This is a genomic window from Pelagimonas sp. (assembly GCF_058892305.1).
In genome coordinates this window covers 12,757-30,795 of sequence record NZ_JBZXVN010000011.1, presented here as the reverse complement: position 1 = coordinate 30,795, position 18,039 = coordinate 12,757, and the positions used below count along the sequence as shown (strand labels likewise).

At 58.4% G+C, this 18,039-nt stretch carries 19 protein-coding genes; 12 read left to right on the top strand and 7 right to left on the bottom strand.

Annotation, left to right across the window (positions count from 1 at the left end; all coding sequences use genetic code 11):
- Positions 1 to 2: 2 nt before the first annotated feature.
- From plsY to AC5EFR_RS04325, 5 genes are read right to left on the bottom strand one after another with little or no spacing between them, the layout of a single operon-like run.
- On the bottom strand, positions 3 to 608 hold the full coding sequence (gene plsY / locus AC5EFR_RS04345) for a glycerol-3-phosphate 1-O-acyltransferase PlsY (RefSeq protein WP_493574734.1): 606 nt from the start codon (positions 606 to 608) through the stop codon (positions 3 to 5).
- Positions 609 to 623: 15 nt separating this feature from the next.
- Positions 624 to 1,904 carry a dihydroorotase gene (pyrC, locus tag AC5EFR_RS04340; protein WP_493574733.1) on the bottom strand — a complete coding sequence of 427 codons (1,281 nt, stop codon included), beginning with the start codon at positions 1,902 to 1,904 and terminating at the stop codon, positions 624 to 626.
- Positions 1,901 to 2,296 carry a hypothetical protein gene (locus tag AC5EFR_RS04335; RefSeq protein ID WP_299935965.1) on the bottom strand — a complete coding sequence of 132 codons (396 nt, stop codon included), beginning with the start codon at positions 2,294 to 2,296 and terminating at the stop codon, positions 1,901 to 1,903. Before AC5EFR_RS04335 ends, pyrC begins: the two co-directional genes overlap by 4 nt.
- Entirely contained in the window at positions 2,293 to 2,832 is a 540-nt protein-coding gene (locus AC5EFR_RS04330; RefSeq protein WP_493574732.1) for an aspartate carbamoyltransferase catalytic subunit, read from the bottom strand. Before AC5EFR_RS04330 ends, AC5EFR_RS04335 begins: the two co-directional genes overlap by 4 nt.
- Positions 2,832 to 3,782, bottom strand: a complete 951-nt coding sequence (locus tag AC5EFR_RS04325; RefSeq protein ID WP_493574731.1) for an aspartate carbamoyltransferase catalytic subunit — start codon at positions 3,780 to 3,782, stop codon at positions 2,832 to 2,834. Before AC5EFR_RS04325 ends, AC5EFR_RS04330 begins: the two co-directional genes overlap by 1 nt.
- A 155-nt stretch (positions 3,783 to 3,937) precedes the next feature.
- On the opposite strand from AC5EFR_RS04325, the gene AC5EFR_RS04320 reads away from it, so the two are divergent.
- From AC5EFR_RS04320 to AC5EFR_RS04295, 6 genes are all read left to right on the top strand, one after another.
- Entirely contained in the window at positions 3,938 to 4,723 is a 786-nt protein-coding gene (locus AC5EFR_RS04320; RefSeq protein ID WP_493574730.1) for a uracil-DNA glycosylase, read from the top strand.
- Entirely contained in the window at positions 4,720 to 5,328 is a 609-nt protein-coding gene (locus AC5EFR_RS04315; protein WP_493574729.1) for a LysE family translocator, read from the top strand. Before AC5EFR_RS04320 ends, AC5EFR_RS04315 begins: the two co-directional genes overlap by 4 nt.
- 5 nt (positions 5,329 to 5,333) lie before the next feature.
- Positions 5,334 to 5,903 (top strand): hypothetical protein, encoded by a 570-nt coding sequence (locus AC5EFR_RS04310; protein WP_493574728.1) that lies wholly within the window; start codon positions 5,334 to 5,336, stop codon positions 5,901 to 5,903.
- Between the two features lie 8 nt (positions 5,904 to 5,911).
- The gene (gene moaB / locus AC5EFR_RS04305) at positions 5,912 to 6,454 is read left to right on the top strand and encodes a molybdenum cofactor biosynthesis protein B (RefSeq protein ID WP_493574727.1); all 543 of its coding nucleotides are present in this window, start codon (positions 5,912 to 5,914) and stop codon (positions 6,452 to 6,454) included.
- Positions 6,455 to 6,539: 85 nt separating this feature from the next.
- A complete protein-coding gene (locus AC5EFR_RS04300; RefSeq protein WP_493574726.1) occupies positions 6,540 to 7,997 on the top strand; it encodes an efflux RND transporter periplasmic adaptor subunit in 1,458 nt (485 codons plus the stop codon).
- A 3-nt stretch (positions 7,998 to 8,000) separates the two neighbouring features.
- Positions 8,001 to 11,390 carry an efflux RND transporter permease subunit gene (locus AC5EFR_RS04295; protein ID WP_493574725.1) on the top strand — a complete coding sequence of 1,130 codons (3,390 nt, stop codon included), beginning with the start codon at positions 8,001 to 8,003 and terminating at the stop codon, positions 11,388 to 11,390.
- Between the two features lie 95 nt (positions 11,391 to 11,485).
- On the opposite strand, the gene AC5EFR_RS04290 is transcribed toward AC5EFR_RS04295, so the two are convergent.
- Positions 11,486 to 12,280: a protein-disulfide reductase DsbD domain-containing protein gene (locus tag AC5EFR_RS04290; RefSeq protein WP_493574724.1), complete on the bottom strand. Its 795-nt coding sequence runs from the start codon at positions 12,278 to 12,280 to the stop codon at positions 11,486 to 11,488.
- A 162-nt stretch (positions 12,281 to 12,442) separates the two neighbouring features.
- Here AC5EFR_RS04290 and AC5EFR_RS04285 point away from each other — a divergent pair, with 162 nt between their 5' ends.
- On the top strand, positions 12,443 to 13,024 hold the full coding sequence (locus AC5EFR_RS04285; protein ID WP_493574723.1) for a YqgE/AlgH family protein: 582 nt from the start codon (positions 12,443 to 12,445) through the stop codon (positions 13,022 to 13,024).
- Between the two features lie 63 nt (positions 13,025 to 13,087).
- Positions 13,088 to 13,420, top strand: a complete 333-nt coding sequence (locus tag AC5EFR_RS04280; RefSeq protein ID WP_493574722.1) for a hypothetical protein — start codon at positions 13,088 to 13,090, stop codon at positions 13,418 to 13,420.
- Here AC5EFR_RS04280 and AC5EFR_RS04275 read toward each other — a convergent pair.
- Positions 13,395 to 14,342 (bottom strand): L-threonylcarbamoyladenylate synthase, encoded by a 948-nt coding sequence (locus AC5EFR_RS04275; RefSeq protein ID WP_493574721.1) that lies wholly within the window; start codon positions 14,340 to 14,342, stop codon positions 13,395 to 13,397. The two genes, AC5EFR_RS04280 and AC5EFR_RS04275, sit on opposite strands and share 26 nt — an antisense overlap.
- A 124-nt stretch (positions 14,343 to 14,466) precedes the next feature.
- Here AC5EFR_RS04275 and AC5EFR_RS04270 point away from each other — a divergent pair, with 124 nt between their 5' ends.
- The 4 genes from AC5EFR_RS04270 (at position 14,467) to AC5EFR_RS04255 (ending at position 18,022) form a co-directional block, all read left to right on the top strand.
- The gene (locus tag AC5EFR_RS04270) at positions 14,467 to 16,167 is read left to right on the top strand and encodes an acyl-CoA dehydrogenase (protein WP_493574720.1); all 1,701 of its coding nucleotides are present in this window, start codon (positions 14,467 to 14,469) and stop codon (positions 16,165 to 16,167) included.
- A 9-nt stretch (positions 16,168 to 16,176) separates the two neighbouring features.
- Positions 16,177 to 17,208: an MBL fold metallo-hydrolase gene (locus tag AC5EFR_RS04265; RefSeq protein WP_493574719.1), complete on the top strand. Its 1,032-nt coding sequence runs from the start codon at positions 16,177 to 16,179 to the stop codon at positions 17,206 to 17,208.
- Positions 17,209 to 17,325: 117 nt separating this feature from the next.
- Positions 17,326 to 17,784, top strand: a complete 459-nt coding sequence (locus AC5EFR_RS04260) for a DUF6173 family protein (RefSeq protein ID WP_493574718.1) — start codon at positions 17,326 to 17,328, stop codon at positions 17,782 to 17,784.
- A gap of 103 nt (positions 17,785 to 17,887) precedes the next feature.
- Entirely contained in the window at positions 17,888 to 18,022 is a 135-nt protein-coding gene (locus tag AC5EFR_RS04255) for an aa3-type cytochrome c oxidase subunit IV (protein WP_493574717.1), read from the top strand.
- The last annotated feature ends 17 nt before the right edge of the window (positions 18,023 to 18,039 follow it).

Genomic DNA, 18,039 nt, shown 5'->3' with positions numbered 1-18,039 from the left:
CCCTATTTCTTTTTCCCAACTTTTGGCTCTGTGCCGTCCTTGAGACGGGCAAGATTTTCGCGGTGACGCCAAAATATAAGCAGGGTTAACAACAGCCCCATCAGGAAGAGATCGCCGCGCCCCATGAAAACCATCCAGATCGTGGTCGACAAAGCCGCCGTGAGCGCCCCAACCGATGAAATGCGCGTGACGGCAAAGGCAACCGCCCAAGTCGCACAGCATAGCAAACCCACCGGGAGGCTAATCGCCAGCACAACACCCAGATAGGTTGCGACCCCTTTGCCACCTTTGAATTTGAGCCAGACCGGATAGCAATGGCCGACGAACGCGGAAAACCCGGCGATCTGCATCGCGGATGTGTCGCCGGCTACGGCCTGTGCGATCAAAACCGCAATCGCGCCCTTGGAAGAATCCAAGATCAAAGTTGCCAGAGCGGCGGGTTTGTTACCGGTGCGCAAAACATTGGTCGCGCCGATATTGCCCGATCCGATTTTGCGCAGATCGCCAAGCCCAAGCAGCCGGGTGATCACAATCCCAAAGGGCACTGACCCCAATAGATAGCCAAAGAGCGCCCAAATCACGATGGTGGTCGGATCGGTGTTGAACATTGTCTTTTCCTTCGCTTAGGCCTCAAAGACCCGCTTGCCAGAGACCCATGTGCCAAGCACCTTGCCCTGAAGCCGCGCGCTATCAAAGGGGGTGTTTTTGGATTTCGATTTCAGTTTGAACCGATCCAGAACAAAGGGTTTGTCCGCGTCAAACAAGACCAGGTCCGCAGGTGCCCCTTTGGCCAGACGCCCGGCATCAAGCCCAAGCCGTTTGGCCGGGTTCAAAGACAAGGCGCGGAACAGGGTCGGTAGCTCAAGCTCGCCAGAATGGTAGAGACGGAGAAGAACCGGCAGCATGGTTTCAAGACCCACGGCACCGCTTGCGGCCTCTTCATAAGGAAGGCGCTTGCTCTCTTCGTCCTGCGGAGTGTGGAACGAGCCGATGATGTCAATCAACCCGTCGCGCACCGCCGCCACAATCGCCTGACGGTCATCTTCGGAACGGAGCGGCGGTTTGACCTTAAAGAAGGTGCGATAATCGGCGACGTCCAGCTCGTTCAAGGTGAGGTGGTGCATCGAGGTGCCTGCGGTCACGTCAAAGCCATTGCGCTTGGCCCGCTCAAGCGAGGGCAAGGCGCGGGCGGCGGTGATCACATCGGCATGATAGCGCGCGCCAGTCATTTCGACCAAGGCGATGTCGCGATCCAACCCCATCCGCTCGGCCATTGGTGACACAGCCGGAAGGCCGCGCAGCGTGGCGAACTTGCCGGAACTCACCGCCGCGCCTTTGGAGAGCGTCGGTTCCTGAGGGTGGCCCATAACAAGCGCATCAAGGCTTCGGGCGTAGGTCATGGCGCGGGCCAGAACCTTGGTGTCGCCAACGACGTTGTCACAATCGGTAAAAGCCACGGCCCCGGCGTCCATGAGGAACCCAAATTCGGTCATCTCACGGCCATCGCGGCCCTTGGTCAAGGCGGCCATGGGCAATACATGCACCGGCGCGGCCTCATTGGCGCGGCGACGGATAAATTCCAGCGCCTCGGGCGTGTCGATACAGGGGGTTGTGTCGGGGCGGGTAACAATTGTCGTCACCCCGCCAGCCGCCGCAGCAAGCCCGGCGGTGCCATAGCTTTCCTTGTGACGCTCGCCGGGTTCGCCGACTTTGACACCGATGTCGACAATACCGGGGGCAAGGCATTTTCCGCCCGCGTCAACAATATCCGCACCCGCAACATCCGGGGCCGGGGTGTCAAAACGGTCGGCAATCACACCGTTTTCGATCAAAATCGCACCGGGTGAGACGCTATCGGCTTCGGGATCAATCAGTTTGGCATTGGTAATGAGGGTCTTGGTCATGTCGTCTCTCCCACGGCAGAGCGGGCGGCGTTGATTTTGTTGATCGTGGCCTCTGGGTCGGCCTGAAACTTGATCAGATGCTTGTCACCGGCGGTGTTGATCAGCTGAACGGCCGAGCCGATGGTTTTGACCTTGACCAAATCAGCAAGGAAAACCCGTCGTCCGCCGGGGCCATTTAGGGCACCGTCTTCCATCACCCAATCATGGCCAAGCTCTTCGTCCTTGAGGTACCAGCCGCGCAAGGCAACGGCAGCAGCGCCACCAATCAGGCCGGTCCAAGCGTGCGGATTGCCAGCAATCCAAAGCACAGCAAAACCAAGTGCCATGGCCACAACGCCCATGATCTTGTGGGTCTTGATATATGTATCGCGGTCTGGGGAAAACACTGTCATCGTAGGATCGCCGCCATTATCAAAAGGGCCACAATGCCAAGCCCAATCAGGGCCAAGAGCACAAACAGAGATGTTCTGTTTTCGCGATCAATCGGCGCGCCTTGGCCGGTAAGCCCTTTGGCGGATGCGCTGCGCAGTTTTGGGCCGCGTGTGGCGGCGGCCTCTTCGGCGTAGCTCCCAATTAGGCGCAATTGCGGGGCGATGGTCAGGGTTTGCGAGGTGTTGTCAAAAGCCTGCGCTGGGAGAATGACAAGGTGTCCGGTCAACGCATCCAGACGCGACCGGTCGGCTTTGAAATCTTCTCCGGCGGCGCTGTGTGCCTCGGCAAGGTATTTAGACACGCTCATCTTTTCGAGGTCGCGAATATCGACAACGTCCACAAATCCGTTGCGCAGTGTGGTTGCCCCAAGCGCATATTTCAGCGGCCATTCCCCGGTGCCCGCTTGCACGGTGAACCGTTCGACGGCTTCGGCAGGAAGGTCGAGCTGAAAGACCCGCAAAGTGCTGCGATCTGATCCGTTTACATCAATCTGCATCAGGCCATCACCTCTTTGGGGTTGGCCCGCAGGTTGCGCGCCAAAAGGTCCATTGCGGCCATGCGCACGGCCACACCCATTTCGACCTGATCCTGAATGACTGAACGATTAATGTCATCGGCCAAGGTGCCGTCGATTTCCACGCCGCGGTTCATCGGGCCGGGGTGCATCACAATGGCATCGTCTTTGGCAACCGAAAGCTTGGCGGCGTCCAAGCCGTAGCGGTGATAATATTCCCGTTCTGACGGGATAAAGCCGCCATCCATGCGTTCGCGTTGCAGGCGTAGCATCATGACAACGTCCACATCTTCGAGGCCCTTGCGCATGTCGTCGTAAACTTCGACACCGAAATGCTCGATGCCCGAGGGCATCAAAGTGGATGGACCAACCAGACGGATGCGGTTTTCCATCTTGTGCAACAGCAAGATATTGGAGCGCGCCACGCGGCTATGGGCGATGTCACCACAAATGGCGATATTGAGGCGGTGCAATCGGCCCTTGGCGCGACGGATGGTCAGCGCATCCAAAAGCGCTTGGGTCGGGTGTTCGTGTTTGCCATCACCGGCATTCAGAACCGCGCAATTCACTTTTTGCGACAAAAGGTCCACCGCGCCGGAATGCGGGTGCCGCACCACCAAAAGATCGGGGTGCATGGCGTTGAGCGTCATGGCCGTGTCGATCAGGGTTTCGCCCTTTTTGATCGAGCTGGCCTGCATCGCCATATTCATCACATCCGCGCCAAGACGTTTTCCGGCGATCTCAAAACTCGCCTGCGTGCGAGTAGAGTTTTCGAAAAACATGTTGATTTGCGTTAGCCCGGCAAGCGCATTGGCATGTTTGTCGCGGCTTCTGTTGAAGTTGACGTATTGGTCGGCCAGATCGAGGATCGTGGTGATCTCGTCGGGGCGAAGCGGCTCAATGCCGAGAAGGTGGCGCTGGTCGAAACGCATATAGAACTCCCTGACGGTTTGAGCCTTCATAGAAAGGGCGGGACGTGGGGGCAAGGGCTCAGAAACACTGTGACACTCGGCCCACCCGCCCTCCCCCGAGCGTCACAGTGTTTCTTACCGTTTCCTCTGGTGCCAAGCGCGGGTAGGGTGCGCGCATGGAATCGGCGATTGATTGGCATACGGCGCGCGCCATGCTTGAGTGGCAGGCGGAGATGGGAGTGGACGAGGCAATCCTTGCCACGCCCGTAGATCGGTTTGCAGCCGAGGAAGAGGCACGCGCCAAGGCCGAGGCCGCGCGGGCGCAACCTCAAGGCGGTCAAGCCCCTGTTAGGATTGTGGAAACCCGGATCGACCCGATCGAAGAAGCGGTGAAGGCCGCGCAAGCCGCGCCCGACTTGGCCGCGCTAGAGGCGGCGATGGCGGCCTATCCACATTGTCCGTTGAAGAAAGGCGCGCGCAACTTGGTTTTTGCCGACGGTATCGCCGGGTCCAAGGTGATGTTCGTTGGCGAAGCGCCGGGGCGGGACGAGGATTTGCAGGGCAAACCCTTTGTCGGTCGTGCCGGACAGTTATTAGATAAAATGCTAGCGGCAATTGGTCTATCGCGTGATGAAAACGCCTATATCACCAATGTTTTGCCTTGGCGGCCACCGCAAAACCGCGACCCCAAGCCCGAAGAGATTGCAATGATGTTGCCGTTTTTGCAGCGTCATATCGCCTTGGCGAAGCCAGAAGTCATTGTCATCGTAGGGAATATATCCTGTCAGGCCTTGTTGGGTAAACGCGGGATCACCCGGTTGCGGGGCCAGTGGGCTCAGGCCGAAGGCAAACCGGCGATCCCGATGTTTCATCCGGCTTATCTTTTGCGCAATCCGGCTGCAAAACGCGATACTTGGGCGGATTTACTTGAAGTGCGAGCCAAACTAGAAGGGCTAAAATGATCATTGATCCCATTGTTTTGCTTGCCTTTATTCCGGCTGGCCTTGCGCTGAATTTGACGCCGGGGGCGGATATGATGTTTTGCCTTGCCCAAGGGTTGCGCGGCGGGGCGCGGCCCGGTTGGGCGGCGTCGGCCGGTATCTCGGCTGGGGCCTTTGTGCATACGTTTTTGGCGGGGATAGGCCTTGGGGCTTTGGTCAATGCACACCCCGCGGCTTTTGACGTGATCCGCTGGGCTGGCGTCGCCTATCTCCTTTATATCGCTTGGAAAACCCTGCGCACCCCGATTGGATCATCCGACGCAAAACCGCTCACGTCACGCCGCGCGGCATGGCAAGGGTTTGTCGTTAACCTGACCAATCCCAAGGTGATTTTGTTCATCCTCGCCTTTGTTCCGCAATTTGTGGACCCTAGCCGCGCCGTCCTTCCGCAATTCCTGATTTTTGGTGTGTTGCTCGCGGCGGGTGGGCTCTTCGTAAACGGCTTGGTCGGGCAATTTGCTGGAAAACTGCGCCATCGTTTGACAAGCGGAAGCATGACCGAGCGGGTCACTCGTTGGATCACGGCGACACTCTTTGGAGGCTTGGCGGTTCGGCTGGCACTATAGGCAATATGTACAAAACATGTCTTGTTTGGGGGATATTGGCTCTGGCCTCTCCGGCTTGGTCACAAGGGATCGACTATGACGCCCTATTTGCGGATCGCGCCGATGGCGTGGTGGTCGATGACAAGGGGCTGCACAGTCTGCAGACGGTGGGCGAGGTCACTTTGTACCGCAGCAAAGACGACAACGGATGGTCCAATTGGGGGGTGGATTGGTCAGAGCAGGGGGCCGTTGGATGCGCGGCCGTAATAATCACCACGCTGCGGGCGGTCGCCGAAATCTGCAACGGCACGTTCCCAGAGACGCAACAAGATCTTTTGCAAGACGCCGACCGCATGTTGATGGCGTTCGAATTGGCTAACTCCTATCCGCCGTTGTCAGAGGAGGCGCAAAAGCGCCGCATTGAAGAGTATGGCTTGCGCGGCAAAGATGTGTTTGAGCAGATCGTGGCGGAGTACTATGGTGTTTGCCCGAAACGGCTAGGGCCCGATGTGACCGCCTTGGGGCTTGCCGTGGCGGACAGCTTGTCCGATTTACTCAGCTCGCCGCGATTTGTCGTGGCCAACCCCTGTTTGTGAGGAAACCTATGTCCCGCATTGACGAAAACAAAGAGTTTATCCCGGTACGCATCGCCGTTCTAACGGTGAGCGACACGCGGCAGCTGGCCGAGGATCGCTCGGGGGATACGCTTGTCGCCCGATTGGAAAAGGCGGGGCATGTCTTGGCTGATCGCAAGATTGTGCAGGACGAACGCGACATGATTTCGGCGCAGTTGCGCGATTGGATTGCGGATAAAGACATCGACGTGATCATTTCAACCGGGGGCACCGGTTTGACCGGACGTGACGTCACGGTCGAAGCCCATCGCGACGTCTATGAAAAAGAGATCGAGGCCTTTGGCACCGTTTTCACCATGGTGTCGATGCAGAAAATCGGCACATCGGCGGTTCAAAGCCGGGCCACGGGGGGTGTCGCGGGGGGCACTTACCTCTTTGCTTTGCCGGGAAGTCCGGGGGCTTGCAAAGATGCGTGGGACGAAATTTTAGTGCTTCAACTCGATTATCGGCACCGACCCTGCAACTTTGTCGAAATTTTTCCACGTTTGGACGAACATCAGCGACGGAAGTAGCGGGAAGCCGCGTATAAGCCTGAGCTGCTTGGAATCTTTCGTCTAGCCGCTACATTTGAAGAAACCGTTCGCAGTGAGGAAAGCCATGCGTTTTCTACGCAAAAGCCTGACTGGCCTGTTCCTAGTGTCTTTGGCGCTGGGCATGTTGGCCTATGCTGGCATTATGGTGCGCGATGCCGTGCAGGCCCGTTTGGACGAAGAACCACGGTCGCGTCCGGCCCGTGAACGGGTGTTTGCGGTCAATGTTGTGCCGGTTGTTTCGGGTCCTGTGGTGCCAGAGCTGTCAGCCTTTGGTGAGGTGCATAGCCGTCGAACACTAGAATTGCGCGCGGCGGTTGGTGGTGCACTGCGGTCACTAGATACGGTCTTTGTCGAAGGCGGGCGCGTTGAGGCCGGACAATTGTTGGCCCAGGTTGATCAGGCGAGCGCGCAGTTCAATTTGGATCGCGCTGAAAGTGATCTTTTGGATGCCGAAGCGGAACAGCGTGAAGCAGCGCGCGCCTTGGGGTTGGCCCAAGACGAATTGGGCGCGGCTCAGGAGCAGGTTGGCCTGCGTGAAAAGGCGTTGAAACGTCAAAATGATCTCAAAGATCGCCGGGTTGGTACAGCAGCAGCCGTTGAAACAGCGGAACTGGCGCTATCTTCGGCGCGCCAAGCGGTGTTGACCCATCGTCGCGCGGTTGCGACCGCCGAGGCCCGAATTGATCAGGCCGTGACCCGTTTGCGCCGCGCCGGTATCGCCAAGGAAGAGGCGGAGCGTCTTTTGCAGGATACGGAAATTCGGGCGGAATTTTCAGGAACCTTGTCGGATGTGACCGTTGTGGCGGGGCGCTTGGTGTCGGCCAACGAACGCTTGGCGCAATTGGTGGATCCGGATTTGCTTGAGGTGGCGTTTCGGGTGTCGACCCAGCAATACGCGCGTTTGCTTGATGAAAACGGTGATTTGCGTGTCGCCCCGGTGAATGTGAGCCTTGACGTGTTTGGCACCAATATCATCACCAGCGGCAAGCTGAGCCGCGAGGGGGCTGCAGTTGGTGAAGGGCAGACAGGGCGATTGCTGTTTGCCGATCTCGATACGCCGCGCGGGTTCAAACCCGGTGATTTTGTGACTGTGAAGCTACAGGAACAGGAGCTGAGACGTGTGGTGCGTTTGCCGTCTTCGGCGCTGAATGCCGCGTCTGAGGTTCTTGCGATTGGGGCCGATGACCGGCTTGAGGTTGTTCCCGTTACGATGTTGCGCCGACAGGGTGACGACGTTCTGATCCGGGCGCGCGATTTGGAAGGCCGCGAAGTTGTGGCCGAACGCACGCCACTTTTGGGCGCCGGTATTCGCGTCAAACCGATCCGCAAAGATGCGCCCAAACCCGCCGCCGGGCCAGAGATGGTTGAGCTTACGGATGAGCGGCGCGAAAAAATCCGCGCCTTTGTTGAGGCCAATAACCGGATGCCAGCCGAGGCGAAATCGCGGATTTTGGGCCAGTTGGACAAACCTCAGGTGCCGGTGCAAATGGTCGAACGGATCGAATCCCGGATGGGGGGCTAAGCGATGGCCCGCCGCGTTCCCAAGGCCGCTGGTGGCATTTTAAGCTATTTCACCCGGCACCCGACAATTGCCAATCTGGTTTTTGTGATCCTGATTGCCGCCGGGTTGATGGCCGCGCCAAACATGCGCGCGCAGTTCTTTCCTGATGTGGTTTTGGATGACGTCACGGTGCGTGTGTCCTGGGAAGGGGCGGGGGCCGAAGACGTCGACGCGGCGATTGTGCAGGTTCTTGAACCGGCGTTGTTGACGGTGGAAGGGGTTGAGCAATCTGGTGCTTCGTCAAGCGAAGGCAGCGCCTTTATCGCGCTTGAGTTTGAACCGGGTTGGGATATGGCCCGCGCCGCCGATGATGTGCAGGCGGCGGTCGACGCGGTCACAACGCTCCCCGAAGATGCCGATGACCCAAGCGTGCGCCGCGCGGCGTGGCGCGATAGGGTCACCGATTTGGTTATCACCGGCCCGGTTGGCGTCGATCAATTGGCGCGTTTTTCCGACGAATTGGTGGTGCGCCTGTTTGCCGAAGGGGTGACGCGTACGACAATCCGCGGGCTGGCGGCACCACAAACGATGATCGAAGTGCCATCGTCGAATTTGATCGCCTTTGACATCACCATGCGCGACATCGCAACGGCAATCGCCGCCGAGGTTGATACCGACCCCGCCGGTGACGTGGGGAGCGCCGGCGCGCGGGTGCGCACCGGTGTCGAAAAACGCACGGCGCGCGATATCGGGGCGATTGCGCTGCGCTCAAACCCGGATGGGTCCAAGCTCACCATTGCGGATGTGGCCGAGATTCAAGTCGAAGGCATTGACCGCGAACGTAGCTATTTCGTCGGCGAAAACCCGGCCATTTCGATCCGGGTTGATCGCACCGCACAGGGCGACGCGATTGGCATTCAGCACACCGTCGAAGACGTCGCGGAAGAGTTCAAAACCTCACTGCCCGATGGGGTCAGCATCGACCTTATCCGCACGCGGGCCGAGGCGATTTCGGGCCGGTTGGACATCCTTTTGACCAATGGGCTAACCGGTTTGGCCCTTGTTGTCGGGTTGTTGTTTTTGTTCCTCAATGCCCGCACCGCGCTTTGGGTGGCGGCGGGTATTCCGACCGCGATGTTTGCGGCGATTGCGCTGATGTATTTGTCGGGGCTGACGATCAACATGATCTCGCTCTTTGCGCTTATCATCACTTTGGGCATCGTGGTGGATGACGCGATTGTGGTTGGCGAACATGCCGATCACCTGTCCCGCCGGGGTTTGGACCCCTATCAGGCGGCGGAATCTGCGGCGCGGCGCATGGCTTTGCCGGTGTTTTCGGCGACCTTGACCACGGTGATTGCCTTTTTTGGTTTGACGGCGATTGGCGGCCGGTTTGGCGATTTGATCGGGGATATTCCGTTCACTGTGATTGTGGTTTTGCTGGCCTCTTTGGTCGAATGCTTTTTGATCCTGCCGCACCATATGGCGCATGCGCTCAAGCATTCCGCCGAACAACATTGGTATGATTGGCCGTCGCGCGTGGTTGATCGCGGTTTTTGCTTTGTGCGTGACAGGCTGTTTCGCCCGTTCATGCGGCTGATTATTGGGATGCGCTATGCGGTGATAGCAGGCGCGGTTCTGGCATTGGCAAGTCAGGTGGTTTTGCTGATTGATGGCGATGTGCAATGGCGGTTCTTTAATGCGCCCGAACGCGCGTCAGTGACCGGGAATTTTGCCATGGCACCGGGGGCGACGCGGGCCGATTCCATGGAGCAAATGCGCCTGTTTCAACAAGCCACCGAAGAGCTTGCCGCCGAGTATGAAGAAAAACATGGTCGCAACCCGTTGGTCTATGTGGTTGCCGAAGTGGGCGGGAATGCCGGGCGTGGTTTGCGCGGGGCCGATACCAAGGACGCCGACCAATTGGGCGGCATTTCGATTGAGCTTATCGAGTCGGATTTGCGCCCCTATTCCAGCTTTGCGTTCGTCGGTGAATTGCAAGATCGGGTGCCGCGCCACCCCTTGGTCGAAACGCTGACCTTTCGCGGTTGGCGGTCGGGGCCGGGTGGTGATGCCTTGGACGTCCAATTTTACGGGGCATCGGCCGAGGTTTTGAAAGCTGCCTCAGAAGATTTGCAAACAGCGGCGGCACAGTTCCCGGAGATTTCGGCGGTCGAAGACAACCTTGCTTATGACAAAGAAGAGCTGATCCTTGAGTTGACGGCGCAGGGGCAGGCCCTTGGCTTTGAAATTGACGGGTTGGGGCGGGTGTTGCGCGACCGGTTGGGGGGCATCGAGGCGGCCACCTATCCGGACGGGCCGCGGAGCGCGGCGATTAGGGTTGAGCTTCCCAGTGGCGAGCTAACGGCGGATTTTCTTGAGCGGTCATTGATGCGCACACCGGACGGGGCCTATGTGCCGCTGGCCGATATTGTCAGCGTTGAACGCCGCACTGGGTTTTCGACGGTCCGACGCGAAAACGGCATCCGGGTGATTTCGGTCACTGGTGATTTGTCCGAAGATGACCCGGCCCGCGCCACAGAGATCATGACGATATTGGACGAACAGGTTTTGCCGGGGATCGCCGAAACGCGGCAGGTGGAATACCGGCTATCTGGTCTAAGCGAGCAAGAGGATGATTTCCTCAATGATGCCAAAACCGGATTGGTTCTTGTGCTGCTGGGGATTTACCTCGTGCTGTCGTGGGTCTTTGCCAGCTGGTCGCGGCCCTTGGTTGTCATGGCGATTATTCCCTTTGGATTGGTCGGGACAATCTATGGTCACGCCTATTGGGATGTGCCGCTCAGCATGTTTACGGTGGTTGGCCTATTGGGGATGACGGGGATTATCATCAATGATTCCATTGTTTTGGTGACCCAGATTGATGAATACGCCGCCGAGCGGGGATTGGTTCCGTCGATCATTGACGGTGTCGCAGACCGATTGCGCCCGGTGTTTTTGACCACGGCGACCACGGTTTTGGGGCTTGCCCCCTTGCTTACGGAACGGTCAGCACAGGCGCAGTTTCTTAAGCCGACGGTGATCACCTTGGTCTATGGACTTGGCTTTGGGATGATCTTGGTCTTGCTAGTGGTGCCGGCATTGGTGGCGATCCAGCATGATGTCGGGCGCTATGTCGCCGCCTTGAAGCGGGGGCTTTGGTTCCGTGGGTTGGCGTTGCGGGCTTGGATGCTTTTGGGTTTTGCGGCGATGTTGGCGTGGTTGGCTGTGACCTTGGGCCATACGGCCGTTTATGGCGAACTGCCCGCGCAATTGGCCCAAGGGCCGGTGGCGCAAGTGGCCCCGACCCTCGCTGCCTTTGCCGTGTTTGTTCTTGGCTCAGGGGCTTTGGCGGTGGTATTTTATGTGCTTGGCGGCTTTGGGATCGGCGTCAAACGCATGATGCGCGGATAGCATGTCTTGAGGGGAAGGTTAGGGGGCCAGCCCCCTCTGAAGCCGATGGCTTCATTCACCCTTGGGATATTTGTGGAAAGAAGACGCCGGGCCGGTTAGCTATCGCATCCGCGGATGTCGACGGGCATTGAGCCACCCAATACGGTGATCCGGACACGCGAGCGATCCAGCGCAAACGCGCCACCGTTCATATGGGCCATCTGGGCCTCGGCCATAAGGCGATTGCCGTCCCACCATGTTTTTGGCTCACCGACCCAGACTTCGGGATTGGCGGTTTCGATCACGGTCTCTTCGCGCCCGGTGCCCTTGGGCATGGCGATCTGCGCCTTGAGGGTCAGGCCGTTGGATGCCGGAGACACCGAACAGGAGACGTTGGACACTCCGGCCTCTTCTGCGGCGTAGGGTTCATCGGCCAAGGCGGCGGCGATGGAGGGCGTTGGATTGGTGTTGGCGGCGGGCAAGACCGCCTCGACCCGAACGCGGTGGGGGAGGCAAACCTCTTTGCAGATGCCGATATCAATCACACCTTTAAGCCGGGAATCCCCGGTAGTGCTCAACTGAACCCGCAATGGCAGCGTGACCGAGCCGGAATAGCCGACCGAGCGCATGCCGGATTGGTGAAACACCTCGGGGGCGGGCCAATGGATGCGGACACTTGTTGTGCCTTTGGCGCGTTTCCAGCGGAATTGTGGCGGAATGCCTGCATCCCCGGGCGCACGCCAATAGGTTTTCCAGCCCGGAGCCAGTTCGAGATGCAGCGCCGCCATATGCGAGCCATCCGCCATCCGCCATCCCGGCTTTAGCGTGGCGCGGATGACGTTTTCATAGCTTTCGGCGCTGGCAAGGGTGGGCAGCGCAAGGCAGGCGAGGGCAAGAATTGGGTGTTTCATAGGACCAGACATGGGGTTTTTCGCGCCGAAATAAAAGTCACATTCCGGCGATAGGATGCGTGATGCGCCCAATGGTTGCATGTGCGGGCTGCGGCACATGTTGCCCTTGCGTCGCGCCCGTTGCCGGGCCATGCTGAGAGTCTAAGAACGGAAAGGCCCGCGATGACGTTGAAAGACGTAACATCCTCAACCAACCTGACAGGTCATATGCTGATTGCCATGCCCGGCATGGGAGATCCGCGATTTGAACACAGCGTTGTATTTATGTGCGACCACTCGGACGAAGGGGCGATGGGGCTGATCATCAACAAATCCAGCGATGATCTTGATATGCCGACCCTTCTGACACAGCTTTCGATCGAAATGAAAACCGATCTATCCGATCATCACGTCCATTTTGGCGGACCGGTTGAAATGGGTCGCGGGTTTGTTTTGCACACGCCCGATTACAAATCACTGGTGACGACGGTTGAGGTACGCGACGACATCCACATGACCGCGACCCAAGATATTCTTGAGGATCTCGGCGCTGGCGAGGGGCCGGAAAAATGGATGATGGCGCTTGGCTATGCGGGGTGGGGTCCCGGCCAGCTTGAAGGGGAAATCGCGGCGAACGGGTGGTTGGTGTGCGAATCGGACCCCAAGATTGTTTTCGATTTACCCGATGGCGAACGATGGGGTGCCGCGCTTGAAAGCATTGGGGTTGCGGCCCTTGCCCTTTCGGCCGAAGGGGGGCGCGCGTGATGTATTTGGTGGGTGGCAAGGTTCGCCGTGACGCAAGAGCAACTGCCAAAGGTTTATGACACGATGAAACTTTCCGCCAATTGGACCCCGGTTCGCATTGCTTGGACGCCGGACAACGCCCCGTCTGAAACAGCGATTTCAAATGCGACGCGGCTGCTTGACGCGGTCAAAGGGACCGCTCCGGATTGGGCCGGGCGCGGTGATTGGCCGACAGTTTGCTTGCATTGGAGCAAGGCCAAAGTTGAGATCGAGGTGTATGACGACATGTATCAGCTCTGTCAGTTCGATCCGGTTGATCATGCGACGATCACGGTTTTGGATTTTGAAACAAACGCCGAAGGGTTGTCAGAGTTGATCAAAGCCGCCGGGTTCACCGATCAGCTGCAGCCCGGTTAAGCCGGTCATTGATCGCAATTCCCAATCCGGTGTCGGGAATGGGAGACACGGCAATGGTTGGCCGGTTCAAGGCATCGAGGCGATGCAAGAATTCAAAGAGATTGGCGGCGGCTTCGGTCAGGTCGCGTTTGGGCGATAGGTTGAGGTCGCAATCAACATCGCCAAAGCCTAGCCGCGCCTCGTCGGTGTTCCAGTTCTCTGCGTTTAGCCGGACCTGTGCCCGAGGTGCGTAGTGCGATTTGATCTGGCCGGGGGCAGAAATTGTCGCGTTTTCATCGCGCAAAAGAACGGGTCGCCCCAAGGCTTTTGATAGGTCGTCACGGGTGACGCCGCCGGGGCGCAAGAGGGTTGGACCGCCCGCTAACCCCAGAATGGTTGATTCGAGGCCGACCGAACAGGCACCGCCATCCAGCACCGCTTCGATCCGACCCGTGAGGTCATCAAGCACATGTTGCGCGCGAGTCGGGCTTATTTGACCCGACGTATTTGCCGACGGCGCAGCGACCGGGCCACCAAAAGCGGTCAGCAGATCACGCGCCAAAGGGGCATCGGGAAGACGGATCGCCAAGGTGTCGAGCCCGGCAGTGACCAGCTTGGAAATACCCGCATCGGCGCGGAGAGGAAGGACCAAAGTCAGCGGTCCGGGCCAAAAGGCATCGGCCAGTTTTTGCGCGGCGTTGGTCCAGTGAACAAGGGCCTTGGCGGCCTCAATCGTTGGGATATGCACGATCAAAGGGTTAAAGCTTGGCCTGCCTTTTGCCTCATAAATTCGGGCAACGGCGCGATCATCGCGGGCGTCGGCCCCGAGGCCGTAAACCGTTTCCGTAGGAAAGGCGACAAGGCCACCGTTCTGCAGGACATTCGCCGCCTGAGCGATGTCTTGGGCCACCATGCCCAAACGCTGTGTCGCGATTTCTGCCATTGCGGCCCTCGTTTTGTGTGACGCCGCGTTTCGGTTGAAGGCAACGGCAGGCCAATTCATTTTGCTTTTAGACACCTTTAGCTACAAGAGCGCTTGGCCAATGCCAAGCCATACGGGAGGCCCCATGACTTACCGAGCCCCGCTGGATGATTTCCGTCTGCTTCTGAACCACGTTATCGGCTTTGAGGCCGTGGCCGGGACCAACCGTTTCGCCGATGCAACCACAGACACGGTTGAGGCGATTTTGTCCGAGGCCGCCAAGATGTGCGAAGAGGTGCTTGCCCCTTTGAACACCAACGGTGATCTCGACCCGGCGGTTCTAGAGAACGGCAAGGTGCGCACGTCAAAGGGGTTTGCCGACGGGTATCAGGCGATTGCCGAAGGTGGCTGGGTCGCGGTGTCTGCCGACCCTGAATATGGCGGTATGGGCCTACCGATGACGGTGACAAGCGCGGTGAACGACATGATGGTGTCGTCCTGCATGTCGTTGCATTTGAACCCGTTGATGACCCAAGGCCAGATCGAGGCGTTGGAACACCACGCCAGTGATGAGATCAAAGACCTGTATTTGCCGAAACTGGTGACGGGCGAGTGGGCGGGGACCATGAACCTGACCGAGCCTCAGGCCGGATCGGATGTCGGGGCGCTTTCGTCTAAGGCCGAGCCGAATGGCGACGGGACCTATTCGGTGACCGGCCAAAAGATTTTCATAAGCTGGGGTGACAATGATTTCACCGAGAATGTGTGCCATTTGGTGTTGGCGCGCCTTCCTGATGGGGTTGCGGGCACCAAGGGCATCAGCCTGTTCCTTGTTCCGCGGAATATTCCCGACGAAAACGGCAATCCCGGCACCGCCAATAGCCTCAAGGTGGTCAGTGTTGAGCATAAGATGGGCATTCACGGCAGCCCGACATGCGTGATGTCGTTTGAGGGCGCGCGTGGTTGGCTTATTGGTGGTGAACATGACGGAATGCGCGCCATGTTCACCATGATGAACAATGCCCGTCTTGGGGTTGGTGTCCAAGGGGTTGGCATTGCTGAGCGCGCCTATCAACAGGCGTTGGCCTATGCCAATGAGCGTAAACAGGGCCGGTCGCCCGAGGGCACAATCATTGGCCACGCCGATGTGCGCCGGATGTTGGCGACGATGAAGTCCGACACCTTTGCCGCGCGTGCGATTGCGCTCTCTTTGGCGGTGGCGATTGATATGTCCAACGCCACGGGTGATGCCGAATGGAAGGCCCGCGCCGCATTTTTGACCCCGATTGCCAAGGCGTTTGGCACCGATACCGGTATCGCCGTGGCTAATATGGGCCTTCAGGTGCATGGCGGCATGGGGTTCATCGAAGAGACCGGGGCGGCGCAATATGTGCGCGATGTTCGGGTGACATCCATTTACGAAGGCACCAACGGCATTCAGGCGATGGACCTTGTGGGGCGCAAATTGATGGATGGCGGCGAGGCGGCATATCGGTTGCTAGATGAGATTGAGGCCTTTGCCGAAGGCGCGCGGGCAACGATGCCAGAGTTGGCGGAACCGGTTTGGCAGGCCTCGGAGAACCTTCGCGAAACCACCGAAGCCCTTGTGGCCCACGACATGGCGGATCGCTTTGCCGTGGCTGTGCCGTTCTTGCAGGGGTTCGCGCGGGTTTTGGGCGGATATTTCCATCTTTGCGCCGCGATGGCCAAACCAGATGGGGCCGAGGCCAAATTGGCGGCGTTTTATATCAAACGGCTGTTGCCGGAACATGTTGGGCTATTGGCCCATACCCGCGAGGGTGGCGATGACCTGATGGCTATTTCACCTGACGATCTGGCGGTGTAAGGGGCGTGTATGACAGATGTGATCCGCTACCCGTTTGAAACACCGCCCGCCCCCGGCGAGGCTATCGAAGTTGCAGACGGAGTGCTTTGGCTGCGCCAACCGCTGCCGATGAAACTGAATCACGTCAATATATATGCACTGGATGACGGCGATGGTTGGACCATCGTTGACACCGGTTTTTCAACCCGCAAATCACGTGCGATTTGGCAGACGATGCTGGATGGTCCGCTTGGGGGGAAACCTGTGCGCCGTGTGATCGGCACCCACCATCATCCCGATCACATCGGGCTGGCGGGTTGGTTCCAAAGGGAACATGGCGCGGAATTGGTGATGACCCGCACCGCGTGGCTGATGGCGCGCATGTTGCAGATGGATGTGCAGGAATTGCCAACAGAAGAGACTGTAACATATTGGAAAGGTTGCGGGATGGAGGCCGGGGAGTTGGCCGAACGCCAAGCCGGTCGCCCGTTTAATTTTGCCGACTGCGTTTATGAGATGCCGCTCGGCTTTACCCGCATTCAACAAGATGACGTGATCCGCGCCGGTGGGCGCGATTGGGACATCCACATCGGCAACGGACACGCACCCGAACACGCCACGTTTTGGTCGCGTGATTGCGATTTGGTCTTGGCAGGCGATCAGATCCTGCCGTCTATCAGTTCAAATCTAGGGGTTTACGCCACCCAACCCGAGGCCGACCCCGTGGGCGAATGGTTGGAATCTTGCGAACGTTTGTCGAAATTGGCGCGACCTGAGCATCTGGCACTGGGCGGGCACAAGCTACCGTTTACCGGCGTGCCGCCACGAATGCGGCAGTTGATCGACAACCACCATGGCGCGCTTGATCGGCTGTTGGAACATCTCGACACCCCCAAATCGGCCGGTGAATGTTTTATGCCGTTGTTCAAGCGCCATATTCGCGGTGGTGAATATGGTTTGGCCCTCGTCGAATCGATGGCGCATTGCTTGCATCTTTGGCACGAAGGCCGCGCGACCCGCGAGAAGCGTGCCGACGGTGCATGGGTCTTTCAGGCGGTCTAGGCCCGCAAACAGCCCAACAAAAAGTTGATCACCTCTGGCAAAATCCGTCATTCTTTGTCACCCATGCCTGTGCAACAGTGACACCAGACGGTTCATAACCGCGCTGAGGGGAAGATCATGAACGACACCATCGCCACCGCCGCCGAGGCGCATGAGGCAGACGCGATCCCGCGCCGAATTGATGTGCATACCGAGGGGGAGGCCATCACGACCGATGATCTGCCCGAAGCGGTTACAAAAACGCCGGTCAAACAGAAAAGCCCGGCGGAATGGGCCTATGAACGGCTGATTCTCTATATCCAGAACTTCGAAAAGCAATTGGACAACGAACACGAGGTCGCCATGGGCTTTGCCGGGGGGGACGCGGGTGTTTTGCGCATTGAGGGATTGGGCTTTTTCGACCCGGATATCGTGACGTTTTACGGCACCGATCCAACCGGTGCGCGCACCCAGTTGATCCAGCATGTCAGCCAACTCAGCGTTATTTTGCGGGCTCTGCCCAAGGCGGCAAAAGAAGAAAACAGCCCGCCGCGCCGCATTGGTTTCAAGCTTGCGAGCGAATTAGGGGCCAAATGACCCGCGACAACTGCGCATTTTTGCAACCGTGACAGACGGGCAAAAATGCGCTAACTCCAGCTGGAAACGCTGAGAAATACACAGGAAGAACAGGACAGACATCATGGCCGAACACAAGCATGGCAGCATGGATATCTCCGTACAGGAAAAAACCTTTGACGGGTTCATCACGTTTACAATCCGCAGTCTGATCGCGATCTTTGCGATTGTGGTCTTTTTGGCTGTCTTTGGCGCGTAAATCGCTTTTTAAAACTT

Coding starts and splice junctions, on each gene's coding strand:
- pyrC (WP_493574733.1), bottom strand. CDS start 1,904: ATGACCAAGACCCTCATTACCAATGCCAAACTGATTGATCCCGAAGCC.
- AC5EFR_RS04265 (WP_493574719.1), top strand. CDS start 16,177: ATGACAGATGTGATCCGCTACCCGTTTGAAACACCGCCCGCCCCCGGC.
- AC5EFR_RS04290 (WP_493574724.1), bottom strand. CDS start 12,280: ATGAAACACCCAATTCTTGCCCTCGCCTGCCTTGCGCTGCCCACCCTT.
- moaB (WP_493574727.1), top strand. CDS start 5,912: ATGTCCCGCATTGACGAAAACAAAGAGTTTATCCCGGTACGCATCGCC.
- plsY (WP_493574734.1), bottom strand. CDS start 608: ATGTTCAACACCGATCCGACCACCATCGTGATTTGGGCGCTCTTTGGC.
- AC5EFR_RS04260 (WP_493574718.1), top strand. CDS start 17,326: ATGAACGACACCATCGCCACCGCCGCCGAGGCGCATGAGGCAGACGCG.
- AC5EFR_RS04330 (WP_493574732.1), bottom strand. CDS start 2,832: ATGCAGATTGATGTAAACGGATCAGATCGCAGCACTTTGCGGGTCTTT.
- AC5EFR_RS04295 (WP_493574725.1), top strand. CDS start 8,001: ATGGCCCGCCGCGTTCCCAAGGCCGCTGGTGGCATTTTAAGCTATTTC.
- AC5EFR_RS04255 (WP_493574717.1), top strand. CDS start 17,888: ATGGCCGAACACAAGCATGGCAGCATGGATATCTCCGTACAGGAAAAA.
- AC5EFR_RS04300 (WP_493574726.1), top strand. CDS start 6,540: ATGCGTTTTCTACGCAAAAGCCTGACTGGCCTGTTCCTAGTGTCTTTG.
- AC5EFR_RS04335 (WP_299935965.1), bottom strand. CDS start 2,296: ATGACAGTGTTTTCCCCAGACCGCGATACATATATCAAGACCCACAAG.
- AC5EFR_RS04280 (WP_493574722.1), top strand. CDS start 13,088: ATGAAACTTTCCGCCAATTGGACCCCGGTTCGCATTGCTTGGACGCCG.
- AC5EFR_RS04315 (WP_493574729.1), top strand. CDS start 4,720: ATGATCATTGATCCCATTGTTTTGCTTGCCTTTATTCCGGCTGGCCTT.
- AC5EFR_RS04325 (WP_493574731.1), bottom strand. CDS start 3,782: ATGCGTTTCGACCAGCGCCACCTTCTCGGCATTGAGCCGCTTCGCCCC.
- AC5EFR_RS04275 (WP_493574721.1), bottom strand. CDS start 14,342: ATGGCAGAAATCGCGACACAGCGTTTGGGCATGGTGGCCCAAGACATC.
- AC5EFR_RS04310 (WP_493574728.1), top strand. CDS start 5,334: ATGTACAAAACATGTCTTGTTTGGGGGATATTGGCTCTGGCCTCTCCG.
- AC5EFR_RS04270 (WP_493574720.1), top strand. CDS start 14,467: ATGACTTACCGAGCCCCGCTGGATGATTTCCGTCTGCTTCTGAACCAC.
- AC5EFR_RS04320 (WP_493574730.1), top strand. CDS start 3,938: ATGGAATCGGCGATTGATTGGCATACGGCGCGCGCCATGCTTGAGTGG.
- AC5EFR_RS04285 (WP_493574723.1), top strand. CDS start 12,443: ATGACGTTGAAAGACGTAACATCCTCAACCAACCTGACAGGTCATATG.